This window comes from Enterobacter cloacae complex sp. P15RS (genome assembly GCF_014895905.1).
GTDB lineage: Bacteria > Pseudomonadota > Gammaproteobacteria > Enterobacterales > Enterobacteriaceae > Enterobacter > Enterobacter quasihormaechei.
Window position 1 is genome coordinate 64,899 of record NZ_JADBQL010000033.1, and the last position, 12,441, is coordinate 77,339.

Sequence of the window (12,441 nt, forward strand, 5' to 3'; positions counted from 1 at the left end):
GGATACAGAACAAAGCTGATTGAACAAAAAACAACGCCACCTTACGGTGGCGTTGTCGTTTTTCATAACTGGTCTCTGTCTAACCAGTTACCGCTTTCAATCAGCGTTAACCCGTCGACCGAACGTTGGTACACGTACATCCATGCACTGCCGTAAGGCGTCTGGATCAACTGGCGAGCGTATTCACCGCCCCTGGTGCGCAAGGCATCAAGTTCGGCCAGCGTAGCATTATCAATACGATAAACCTCACCCTGTACCGTTCCGTTCCCCGGAACCGCGCCTGGATAGTGGCCCAGACTGTACAGCTGATAGTTTTCGATTGTGTAATTTCCCAGCAACTGGGCGTTTGTCATCCAGTGGCTGTTGCCTTGCTTGGTTCGTAAACTGCCGTAAACAAATATTCGCATTGCTAAAACTCAAACTGATAGAGCAGATCAAGTGCCTGGTCTACGCCGGACACTGCTTCCAGATATAGCTTAGGCATCAGGCGGTAACGTAACGTGAGTGTAGCCAGTGAGTCAAAGATCCCCACGCCATATTTTACCTGTAGACCCGGCAGTACATAGCCGCTGACCACTACCTGCGAAGAGTCACCCACGCCCTGAGTGTCCAGCGCCAGATTGCTTACGCCAAACGTCTCGCCGATTTTACCCACAACCTGACCACTTTGTGCAACCCCCAGACCGACTAACATTGACGTCATTGCCGCACCATCGCCCTGTTGGCTATCCAGACCCTGTCCGCGCAGCAGGTAAGAGAGCGCTTCCTGTTGCGACATGGCCGGGTCAGAGAAGATCTCTGCCTTAGGTTCATCGGCGGAGCCCGTCACGCGCACGCCCGCAATCACATCATCTTCGGTGGCTTCCGGGTTACGGATCGCTTCGATATTCAGGACCGGCTGATCCGGTGGACCGGAGAACAGCAGCTCACCTTTACGCACAATCAAATCCTGACCGTAGGCATGGAAGCGCCCTTCAGGAATATTGATTTGTCCATTCAGGCCCAGCCCCTGCTGATCCTGCGCCACTTTCAGGTCACCCGTGAGTCTCGCCTTCAGCCCAAACGCGTCCAAACGCACGTTATTCCCCACGTGCACGATAAGATTACTATTGATCGGTATGCCAGCGCTCTTCTGTTCAACAGGTTTCAGATTTTCATTGAGCATAACTTCATCACTGGAGACGCCAACCGCGCTTTCCGGCACCTCGTGAACCACGATGCGCGCCCACGGGACGTCGACGCGGCCGTCCAGCGTGAAGAAGCTTGGCGTGGCCTCAAAGACCACATCTGGCGATACGTCCAGCCGCACCATCGGCGGTACCGTGATACGCACCCTGCTGCCTTTGGCCGCAATACGGGCGCGCCAGTTATCAAGCTGGCTCCAGTCTGCGTCGCCGCTCAGGTTGATTTGTCCCTGCTGCGTCAGCACTGAACCACTGAGGGTTGAGCTTTGACCGTTAAAGTTCATCGCAAGCTGGCTTGGCTGCATATCGAACGGCATAAAGTTACCGTCGATGTCCACGCCGCTTAACCGCATCTGGCCAAACAGCTGCGGGCTTTGCGCATCTCCCGCCAGGCGCAGGTTGGCGCTGAGCATACCCGCCGCTTTTTCACCCCGCGAGAAAATCGGATTCACCATCGCCAGGTTGAAGTTGCGAATATTGACGTTGCCGCCGAGGTTGCGCCGCCCTTGCGGATCGGTAATTTGCACCTGGCCGTCAAGCTGACCGTTGTTGGTCAGACGAATAAGCCACCCCAGCTCCGCGCGGTTGTTACGCAGGTCGGCATTCAGATTCAGGGTGTCGAACGCCACCGGCAGCGGCGCGTCATTGACCTCCTGCGTGACCTTCACGTTACGCCCGGAGAGACTCACGCTGCCCTGCGGCAGCCCCTCTTTGGTGGTGTCCCACGCGACGTCCGCTTTACCGCTAAAGACCCCGCTCGCCTGGGTGGTTTCCGGCATAAACGGTTTCAGCATGGCCAGGTCAAAACGGTTGAGGTTGATCTGCGCGCGTCCTTCCGCGCCCGCATCAATGGTCTGCGGCACGCACAGCTCGGCGTTCGGGTTGGTCCAGCAGTGCGGTCCAATGCTGATTTTCTGCTCTGCGTTGCGGTAGTCCAGCGCGATGGATCGGGACAGCACCAGCGGTCCAACCGGCGTGCTGAAGCGGGTGTTGTCCAGTTGCCCTTTCCAGCGCGTCGCGTTGCGGTCAAAGCTGCCGGTCAGGTGCAGTTGCCCGGAGACCGGCTCGCCCTGCACGCGCAACTGGAGATCGTGCTGCTTCTCGTTACCTTTCGCCGCAAGCGTCACCAGGCTGATGTTCACGTCAGGCTGAGAAATACGCTCCACGCGCAGGTTGAGGCTACCTCCGATCTGATCGGTGGATTTCACGTCCCCTTCTACGCGCACGCGAGCAATGGAGAGTTCCTGCCAGCGCAGGTTGTTAGCGGTAATGTCCGCCAGCAACTGCGGCGCTTCCACCGTACCGCGAACCTTCACTAACCCTTTCGCCGTACCGCCAAGGCCCGGCAGGGCGTTATCAAGGTTTGGCGCGTCGATGGTGGCATCCAGATCGAGGTCTTTTACCCCCAGCTCGCCTTTGATATCCGCCGTGTTGCGGCCCAGCGCCACGTGCAGGCCCGGGATCACCCACTGGAGATAGCTGTTGCCCTTAACCGAGCCCTCTACGTTGATTTTGTTCTGCTTCACGTTGCCGGTCAGCTTGATTTCCGGCACGTCCATCTGCCAGGTGCCGCCGTACAGGCTGCCGCGGGTTTTGATCAAGCCGTCGAGTTTTGACGGCCAGTCCGGTACCTCTTTGGCGGTGTTGATCCCGGCCAGCTTCAGCTCGCCGCGCCAGCTGATCGCCTGCTGCCAGTCGAGCAGCGCGGTCAGCTCGGTTTTTCCTTCCAGCGCTGCCACGGTCAGCTTGTCGAGGTTTACCTGCAACTCGTTACCCTTCGCATCCAGGGTGATATCGGCGGGCGGTACCCCCTGCCCCTTCACTGCCGTGCGGAACGACAGCGTGTAGTCGGTCATTTTGCCACTCAGCTTCAGCTTCAGATCGTCGGCCTGGAACTGCTTTTCGCCGGTGAATGGCCAGTAAAGCTGCTTGCTGACAATCTCAAGGTTGAGCGGTAAACCGGCTTCTGCCAGCTGGGTTTGCCCGCGCAGCACCATATCCACCGGGCCGGACAGGTTCACGCCGAACTCAAGCTTCTCGCGCAGCGCACCGCCGACCTTCACCTTCACCTTTTCGCCCTTCAGCGGATCGATGTTCAGGGCACTGTTCAGAGTAATATCCACCGGCCAGTTGTCGCGCAGCTGCGCGTTACCTGAGGCGTTCACCGAGCCCTGACTGGAGTCGATATCCAGCGCGTCGAGCTTCATGTTGCCGTCGATGCTGCTGACTTTAAGCAGCATGTTGTAGACCGTCAGATCGGTATCACCCGTCAGACGCAGCTGCTCGCCCTTAAACTCTTCGATATTGAGGTTCAGCGGCAGATGCACGTCGGTCATCTCCGGCAGCACCGGTTTCGAGAAGAGATCTTTCAGCGTTTCACCCAGCGGTTTTTCTTCCGGCTGAGGGTTCTGGATCTTCGGCTCGACGATCTCTTCCTGCGCCACGTCGGCCACCTTCGGCAGCGCAATCAGCAGCCCTTGCAGGGAAGTTGGGGTCAGGGTGAGGTTTTTCTCCTGCCAGCGCAGACCGGAGGTGAAATCCATCACCGATACCGTCGTATCGTCGATTTTGACGTTGACGTTATCCAGCGCAACCCGGTAGAGCGCAATCGGGTACGGCGTGGAGAGGTTAAGCGGGCCGCTATCCTCTTCCTCGACGGGCTCAGACTTCGGCATTTTTTTGGAATCTATCGCCACGTTTACGTCTTTTAACGACAGATCGTTTACGCACAGCCTGCTGTCCCGCAGGCAGCCCAGCTTCACCGCCATATGAAACTCGCCCGCGTTCACCGCCACGCCGGGCTGTTCATAGCGGATATTTTTCAGGCGCAGATCGCGCCAGCCGCCCGTCACCTGGCCGATTTCCAGCCCCGGCACCCAGCGGTTCGCGGCGTTAAACAACAGATGCAGGCCCGTGGTGGTGCCCACCAGAAACGCCACCGTGCCCAGCAGCAATACGATAAAAATCAGCACTCCGAGGCTTATCTTCTTCCATAAACTCATAATTCAGGCCCCAGACCGATGTAAAACTGTAAACCGTGTTCTTCTTTGTCACCCACCGGAACGGCGAAATCGAGCTTGATCGGCCCGACCGGTGACTGCCAGCGCACGCCTACGCCCGCGCCGGTTTTGAAATCGCTGCGGCGGATATCGTTTACCGCTTCACCGCTGTCGACAAACATGGCGCCCCACCATTTGCCGCTGACGTTGTACTGGTACTCCAGCGAGCCGGTCGCCAGCTTAGAGGCCCCGGTCAGCTGGCCTTTTTCGTTTTCAGGTGAGATCGACTTGTACTTATACCCGCGAATGCTGCGGTCGCCCCCGGCGAAGAAGCGCAGGTCCGGCGGAACGCGCTCAAAATCACCCGTCTCAATCCAGCCGAGATTGCCGCGCATCACAAAGCGGTGTTTGTCATACAGCGTGCGGATCCAGACGTTTTGCGCCTGAAAGACGGAGAAGTCCACGTCGGATCCCCAGGCGGTGTTGGAATAATCGATGGAGTAGCGCTGGGAATCGCCCCAGGTCGGCATCAGGCCGCCGCGCGAGCGTGTGCGGCTGATCATCACACCCGGATAAAGCAGCATGGTGGTGTTGGTGACGTTGGCCTGGGTAAAGTGATCGAGGCTCCAGCGCAGGTTAATGGCGCGCTGCCAGCCGCTGGAGAGATCCCAGAAGCGTGAGACCGCAAGCGTCGTCGAATCCTGCTCGGTATCGTTCAAATCGGTACGCTTAAAGCCGCCCTGCACCAGGTAATATTGCTCAAGCGGGTTTTTCAGCAGCGGCATTTTGTAGCTGAAGTCCAGCTGCTGTTCAGGCGCAGAGAGGCTGACGCTGGTGGTCAGGCTGTGGCCGTAGGAGTTCATCCACGGTTTTCTCCACGAGGCCTTCACGCGCGGGCCGACGTCCGTGGAGTAGCCGACACCGGTCTCAATGGTGTTCTCGGTGCGCGGAGAGACCACGCCATGCAGCGGTAATACCTTCGTTTTACGGGATTTTTCAAATTCAGGCGCCACCACCACGGAGTTAAACCAGCCGGTAGCGGACAAACGACGGTTCAGCTCGCCGAGGTCGCTGGACTGGTAGTAGTCGCCCTTTTTGAACGGCACCAGATTTTGCAGATACTCGTCACGGATCTGCGATCCTTCGAAGGTTACATCGCCAAACCGATAGCGTTCGCCGCTGTCGTAGTCGATATCCCAGAATGCCTGACGTCGCTCAAGCGCAACGCCCAGCTGGCTTTTGTTGAACTTGCTGTCGAAATAGCCTTTACGCAGGGAAACGTTGGTCAACGACTTTTTAAAGCGATCGTAATCCCCGTGATTGAGCACGGTGCCCACTTTCGGGCGGTTGCTGAGCAGATCCAGGTAGTCCCGATCCGTGCGCGCACCGCCGCGCAGCACCACGTTCGTGCCACCAATCAGGACGGGTTCGCCCGGCGAAACGCGGGCAATCAATACCTGACGCCCCTTCGCCGGCGGCGGGCGTAAGTCGAAATCGATGGTGGGTTCGTAGTACCCCAACGCCTTTAAGCCTTCGCGAATGGCGTCATCCACGCGCGCGCGAAAACGCCGATCCGGCGTCACTTCATCGCTCTGGATGGTGGAAAGCTGCGCACGCACGTTTTTTTCCAGCGCCCCGGATAACCCCTCAACCTGCAAACGGACATTCGCCGCGCTGGCAATCCCGCTTGTCAGCATTAAACTGACTAAACATAACTGGCGGATCTTTGTCACGTTTTCTCCTGAATATCCCTGTTTCCACCCTGGAAGCAAATGCAGTGCCGCTCCGCGGCAAAATACGGCCTGCTGGCCAAAAACCCAAATTACGGGTTGAAAAAGGGTGCAACACCCAAATATTTCTTATGATTAAATCTAGACTCATTCATCGCATTTATTGTGTTCAATTAAACGCTTCGTGACAACCTTAACCGAAACAACGCTACCCGGGAGGCCCCACCGTGAGTTTATTCGATAAAAAGCATCTGGTATCACAAGCCGATGCGTTACCGGGACGCAACACCCCTATGCCAGTGGCGACATTACACGCCGTAAACAACCATTCAATGACAAATGTTCCTGATGGAATGGAGATCGCCCTGTTTGCCATGGGCTGCTTCTGGGGCGTAGAGCGCCTGTTCTGGCAGCTGCCGGGCGTTTACAGTACCGCTGCGGGCTACACCGGAGGGTATACGCCTAACCCAACCTACCGCGAAGTCTGTTCCGGCGAAACCGGGCATGCCGAGGCGGTCCGTGTGGTGTATGACCCGAGCGTTATCAGCTATGAACAGCTGCTCCAGGTGTTCTGGGAAAACCATGACCCGGCGCAGGGCATGCGTCAGGGTAACGATCACGGCACCCAATACCGTTCGGCTATTTATCCGCTCACCCCAGAGCAGGAGGCCGCGGCCCACGCCAGCCTGACGCGTTTCCAGGAAGCGATGCAGGCCGCTGGCGATAAACGCCAGGTGACGACCGAAATCGCTACCGCGAAACCGTTCTACTATGCTGAAGACGATCACCAGCAGTATCTGCATAAAAATCCGTACGGCTACTGCGGGATTGGCGGCATCGGCGTTTGCCTGCCTCCACAGCACGCCTGATTACTGCACTAGCGCCACGCGAGCCGCGTGGCGCATAACTCAACCACACTCCCCGCCGCAGGCCCACCTTATTTGTCGAAAACGTGACCTCTGGCAGATTTACACGCCTTTACGCTATACTACCGCTGAAATAATCGGCTCAACGCTACGAGCTGACTTCAATGTGTCTTCACACGAATGGTATCAACTCCCCTTCTGAGGATCTGGCGAGAAGCCGGATAAACTATGTTAAACAGTATTTTAGTAATACTTTGTCTTATTGCCGTCAGTGCATTTTTCTCGATATCGGAGATCTCGCTGGCTGCTTCCCGTAAAATCAAACTGAAGCTGCTTGCCGACGAGGGCAACATCAACGCATCACGCATTTTGAAAATGCAGGAAAATCCCGGCATGTTCTTTACCGTGGTGCAGATTGGCCTTAACGCGGTCGCCATTCTTGGCGGTATCGTGGGCGATGCAGCATTTTCTCCGGCGTTTTATAGCCTCTTTGTAAAGTACATGTCCGTAGAGCTGGCCGAGCAGTTGAGCTTCATCCTCTCCTTCTCGCTGGTCACCGGTTTGTTCATTCTATTCGCGGACCTGACCCCGAAACGCATCGGTATGATTGCGCCAGAAGCTGTGGCTTTGCGTATCATCAACCCGATGCGCTTCTGTCTGTACGTCTTCCGCCCGCTGGTGTGGTTCTTTAACGGCCTGGCGAACGTCATTTTCCGCATCTTCAAGCTGCCGATGGTGCGTAAAGACGACATCACATCCGATGATATTTACGCCGTGGTGGAAGCCGGGGCGCTGGCAGGCGTGCTGCGCAAGCAGGAACACGAGCTGATTGAGAACGTTTTCGAACTGGAATCCCGTACCGTTCCCTCTTCCATGACCGGCCGTGAGAACATCATCTGGTTCGATCTGCATGAAGATGAGCAGAGCCTGAAGACCAAAGTGGCGCAGCATCCGCACTCCAAATTCCTGGTCTGTAACGAAGATATCGACCATATCATCGGCTATGTGGACTCCAAAGACCTGCTGAACCGCGTGCTGGCAAACCAGAGCCTGGCGCTGAACAGCGGCGTGCAGATCCGCAATACCCTGATTGTGCCGGACACCCTGACGCTCTCCGAAGCGCTGGAAAGCTTCAAAACTGCGGGTGAAGACTTCGCGGTGATCATGAACGAATATGCGCTGGTGGTGGGGATTATCACCCTCAACGACGTCATGACGACGCTGATGGGCGACCTGGTCGGCCAGGGGCTGGAAGAGCAAATTGTGCAGCGTGACGAGAACTCATGGCTGATTGACGGCGGTACGCCGATTGAGGACGTGATGCGCGTGCTGGATATCGACGAGTTCCCGCAGTCCGGAAACTACGAGACCATCGGCGGCTTTATGATGTTTATGCTGCGTAAGATCCCGAAACGTACCGACTCGGTGAAGTTCTCCGGCTTCAAGTTTGAAGTGGTGGATATTGATAACTACCGCATCGACCAGCTGCTGGTGACACGCATTGATAGTAAACCGACCGTGCTGGTACCGAAACTGCCAGATGCGGAAGAGAAGGTGTCGGCGTAATCCTTCGCCTGCCCCACAAACATCAACGGCTCCCATCGGGAGCCGTCTTTTTAACTACTACTGCATAGCACGTTGGTTAAGCCATCTCAGTTTGCAGACGCATAACCTGACGGTTGACTTCGGACATCACAGACAAGTGCTGTTTGTCCTTCACTTTTGGGATAAGGATTTTGCCCTTATCGAACTCAAAAGCGCCAACATCCTTGATATACAACCGTCCACGGAACAGGATCTTCACGTACTTCGCCACCTGAAGCGGGTTGTAGCGTTGGAAAATTTTCATTCTTGTATCTCCTGCGAATCATACGCCCTTGCGGTGCCACAATCGGCCCGACTGTCCTGAGCGCAAATTTTGATGCCCAATGACTATAGACCAGAACCTCGTACTTACCCAGTGTGCATAAGTTTATTTACCGTTTGATTACAATTATTCAGAATAATCTTTGCAAAGCGTGATGCAGAGCAGTATATGCCGTCGTTTTTGCGTGGATATGTGCGTTCGCCCGCAAACTGGCATCGGGATTGCGGGAAAAGCCCATTGATCGCACTTATGATTAAAAGCGCATGACCAAGTGGTCGGATCACCTGCTCACAATAAGGAAACACCATGACCCTACGTAACCTCCTGGCAGCAGCTTGCCTGTTGCTGCCGCTGATGGCTTCCGCACACAACATTGAAAAAGGAGAACGTGTTCCGCCGGTCGGTATTGCTGACCGGGGAGAATTGATTCTCGACAATGATAAGTTTAGCTATAAAGCCTGGAATAGCGCGCAGCTCGCGGGCAAAGTGAGAGTTGTACAACATATTGCCGGACGTACATCCGCAAAAGAGAAAAACGCGACCCTTGTGGAGGCGATCAAGACCGCAAAACTCCCGCACGATCGCTACCAGACCACCACCATCGTGAATACCGACGATGCGATTCCCGGCTCCGGGATGTTTGTGCGCTCAAGCCTCGAAAGCAATAAAAAGCTCTATCCGTGGTCGCAGTTTATTGTCGACAGCAACGGCGTGACGCGTAAGGCGTGGCAGCTGGAAGAGGAGGGCTCAGCGATTATCGTGCTGGATAAAGCGGGCCGCGTGCAGTGGGTTAAAGACGGGGCGCTGACGCAGGATGAGGTGCAGCAGGTGGTTGCCCTGCTGCACAAGCTGCTGGATCAGTAGAGTGACACCCGGAAGCCCGGGTTCAGGAATGACTCGCGCGGGGTATAGTCCAGCGGCTTACCCTGCCAGTCATGCACATGCGCGCCCGCCGCTGCGGCAACGGCGTGGCCTGCGGCGGTATCCCAGACGTTAGTCGGCCCAAAACGGGGGTACAGCTGCGCCTGCCCTTCTGCCACCAGGCAAAACTTCAGCGACGATCCGATCGACGTCGTCTGGTGTTCGCCCAGCTGTTGCAGGTACTCTTCCAGCTCGCTGTCGCTATGCGAGCGGCTGATCACCACCAGCGGAGGACGGGCATCGCGCACCTGGATCTGCTTACGTACGCCGCACTCTTCCTTCCAGGCTTTGCCTTCCGCCGCGCTGTACATCACCTTCATCACCGGGGCGTAGACCACGCCGAGCACCGCCTTTCCTTTTTCAATCAGGGCGATGTTGACTGTGAACTCACCGTTACGCTTGATGAACTCTTTCGTGCCGTCCAGCGGATCGACCAGCCAGTAACGCTGCCAGTGCTGACGTTCGTCCCAGCTCTGGGGCGCTTCTTCAGAAAGGACCGGAATATCCGGCGTCAGGGCCTGCAAGCCTTTCAGGATCACCGCATGCGCCGCGATATCCGCCGCCGTCACCGGGGAGTCGTCCGCTTTGCTGACAACGTCCATCGGTTTTGCACCGTCGTACACCTGCATAATGGCATCACCTGCATCCCGTGCGAGCTGACAAATTTTATCTAACATTCTCCACCTCTTCGTTAACGCAGTGGGCATAACTTATTGTTTTAGTTATATCGTAATGTGAACAATTCCGCTATCTGTGAAGCAATTCTGGTTTCAGCGCTCTTTTTTCTGGCAGCATTCACACTTCTGTAAGCAACAAATACTACATACATATTCTTTTGTGGCTTGGATCGAAAAAAGGACTCCTCAGATGATTAAGTTTAGCGCAACGCTCCTGGCAACGCTGATTGCGGCCAGCGTTCAGGCAGCGACGGTGGATCTCCGTATTCTGGAAACGACCGATCTGCACGGCAACATGATGGACTTCGATTACTACAAAGATACGCCTGTCGAAAAATTCGGACTGGTACGTACGGCAAGTTTAATCAACGCCGCCCGCGGTGAAGTAAAAAACAGCGTGCTGGTGGACAACGGCGATCTCATTCAGGGCAGCCCGCTCGGCGACTATATGGCGGCGAAGGGGCTGAAGAAAGGCGAGATCCATCCTGTTTATAAGGCAATGAATACGCTGGACTATGCCGTCGGCAACCTCGGTAATCACGAATTTAACTACGGCCTGAAATACCTGCACGACGCGCTGGCAGGGGCAACGTTCCCGTACGTTAACGCCAATATCATCGACGTTAAGACGGAGAAGCCGCTTTTTACCCCTTACGTGATTAAAGAGACCGAAGTGGTCGACAAGGACGGTAAAAAACAGACGCTGAAAATCGGTTATATCGGCTTTGTACCGCCGCAAATCATGACGTGGGATAAAGCCAACCTCGACGGGAAAGTGACCGTCAACGATATTACCGAAACGGCGCGCAAATACGTGCCGGAAATGCGTGCCAAAGGCGCGGACGTGGTGGTTGTGGTGGCCCACTCAGGCCTGTCGGCAGATCCGTATCGGGCGATGGCTGAGAACTCGGTGTATTACCTCAGCCAGGTACCGGGCGTCGATGCGATCCTGTTCGGCCACGCCCACGCCGCCTTCCCGGGTAAAGACTTCGCCAGCATCAAAGGCGCAGATATTGAAAAAGGCACGCTCAACGGCGTGCCAGCGGTGATGCCGGGGATGTGGGGCGATCACCTCGGGGTGGTGGATCTGGTGTTGAACAACGACAGCGGAAGCTGGAAAGTCACCCAGTCGAAGGCGGAAGCGCGCCCGATCTACGACGCGGTGGCCAAAAAATCACTCGCGAATGAAGACAAAGCGCTGGTCGACGTCCTGAAGCACGATCACGACGCCACGCGTGAATTTGTCAGCAAGCCGATCGGTAAATCCGCCGACAACATGTACAGCTTCCTGGCGCTGGTACAGGACGATCCGACCGTACAGGTAGTCAACATGGCGCAGAAAGCCTACGTCGAGGACTATATTCAGGGCGATCCGGACCTGGCCAATCTGCCGGTATTGTCTGCCGCGGCGCCATTCAAAGTGGGCGGACGTAAGAACGATCCGGCCAGCTACGTTGAGGTGGAAAAAGGCCAGCTGACCTTCCGTAATGCCGCCGATCTCTACCTCTATCCCAACACCCTCGTGGTGGTGAAAGCCACGGGAAAAGAGGTGAAGGAGTGGCTGGAGTGCTCTGCCGGGCAGTTCAATCAGATCGATCCGCATAGCAGCAAGCCGCAGTCGCTGATTAACTGGGACGGTTTCCGCACCTACAACTTCGACGTGATCGACGGCGTGAAGTATCAGATTGATGTTACCCAGCCCGCGAAATATGACGGCGAATGCCAGGCCATTAATCCGCAGGCGGAGCGCATTAAAAACCTGACCTTCAACGGCAAGGCCATTGACCCGAATGCCACCTTCCTGGTGGTGACCAACAACTACCGCGCCTACGGCGGTAAGTTTGCCGGTACGGGTGACAGCCACATCGCCTTTGCCTCGCCGGACGAGAACCGCTCGGTGCTGGCGGCGTGGATTAGCGCAGAGTCGAAAAAGGCGGGTGAAATTCATCCGGCGGTGGACAATAACTGGCGTCTGGCGCCAATCCACAGCGACACGACGCTGGATATTCGCTTTGAGACATCACCGTCCGATAAAGCAGCCTCGTTTATCAGGGATAACGCGCAGTATCCGATGAAAAAGGTCGCGACGGATGATATCGGGTTCGCGATTTATCAGGTGGATTTGAGCAAGTAGTGTAATTGCCGGGTGGCGCTTCGGTATGAACCGGAAACATGGATAACACTTTAGACCGGATAC

General features: G+C 56.1%; 9 protein-coding genes. 4 read left to right on the forward strand and 5 right to left on the reverse strand.

From position 1 onward, the window contains the following. Positions 1-62: 62 nt before the first annotated feature. Genes IM267_RS18765 through tamA form a run of 3 tightly spaced genes read right to left on the reverse strand, consistent with a single transcriptional unit; the run spans position 63 to position 5,916 of the window. Entirely contained in the window at positions 63-407 is a 345-nt protein-coding gene (locus IM267_RS18765; RefSeq protein ID WP_063867186.1) for a gamma-glutamylcyclotransferase, read from the reverse strand. Between the two features lie 2 nt (positions 408-409). Then, complete coding sequence (gene tamB / locus IM267_RS18770; RefSeq protein WP_193034042.1) at positions 410-4,186, reverse strand: autotransporter assembly complex protein TamB; 3,777 nt, start codon at positions 4,184-4,186, stop codon at positions 410-412. Next, positions 4,183-5,916 (reverse strand): autotransporter assembly complex protein TamA, encoded by a 1,734-nt coding sequence (gene tamA / locus IM267_RS18775; RefSeq protein WP_064910242.1) that lies wholly within the window; start codon positions 5,914-5,916, stop codon positions 4,183-4,185. The genes tamB and tamA overlap by 4 nt, the downstream gene beginning before the upstream one ends. A gap of 224 nt (positions 5,917-6,140) precedes the next feature. Between tamA and msrA the strand changes: the two genes are divergently transcribed. Together msrA and IM267_RS18785 are read left to right on the forward strand one after the other, a co-directional pair. Next, positions 6,141-6,782, forward strand: coding sequence for a peptide-methionine (S)-S-oxide reductase MsrA (gene msrA, locus IM267_RS18780; RefSeq protein ID WP_063867179.1), 642 nt, complete (start codon positions 6,141-6,143; stop codon positions 6,780-6,782). A 225-nt stretch (positions 6,783-7,007) separates the two neighbouring features. Then, positions 7,008-8,345 (forward strand): hemolysin family protein, encoded by a 1,338-nt coding sequence (locus tag IM267_RS18785; protein ID WP_006810357.1) that lies wholly within the window; start codon positions 7,008-7,010, stop codon positions 8,343-8,345. A gap of 76 nt (positions 8,346-8,421) precedes the next feature. Here the strand turns inward: IM267_RS18785 and IM267_RS18790 are convergent, their stop codons facing one another. Further along, positions 8,422-8,628: a DUF1107 domain-containing protein gene (locus IM267_RS18790; RefSeq protein ID WP_003856054.1), complete on the reverse strand. Its 207-nt coding sequence runs from the start codon at positions 8,626-8,628 to the stop codon at positions 8,422-8,424. Between the two features lie 324 nt (positions 8,629-8,952). On the opposite strand from IM267_RS18790, the gene IM267_RS18795 reads away from it, so the two are divergent. Beyond that, a complete protein-coding gene (locus IM267_RS18795; protein ID WP_193034043.1) occupies positions 8,953-9,510 on the forward strand; it encodes a YtfJ family protein in 558 nt (185 codons plus the stop codon). Here IM267_RS18795 and cysQ read toward each other — a convergent pair. After that, entirely contained in the window at positions 9,504-10,244 is a 741-nt protein-coding gene (gene cysQ, locus IM267_RS18800; RefSeq protein ID WP_015572488.1) for a 3'(2'),5'-bisphosphate nucleotidase CysQ, read from the reverse strand. The two genes, IM267_RS18795 and cysQ, sit on opposite strands and share 7 nt — an antisense overlap. Positions 10,245-10,434: 190 nt before the next feature. Between cysQ and IM267_RS18805 the strand changes: the two genes are divergently transcribed. Continuing rightward, entirely contained in the window at positions 10,435-12,378 is a 1,944-nt protein-coding gene (locus tag IM267_RS18805; RefSeq protein WP_193034044.1) for a bifunctional 2',3'-cyclic-nucleotide 2'-phosphodiesterase/3'-nucleotidase, read from the forward strand. Positions 12,379-12,441 lie beyond the last annotated feature (63 nt).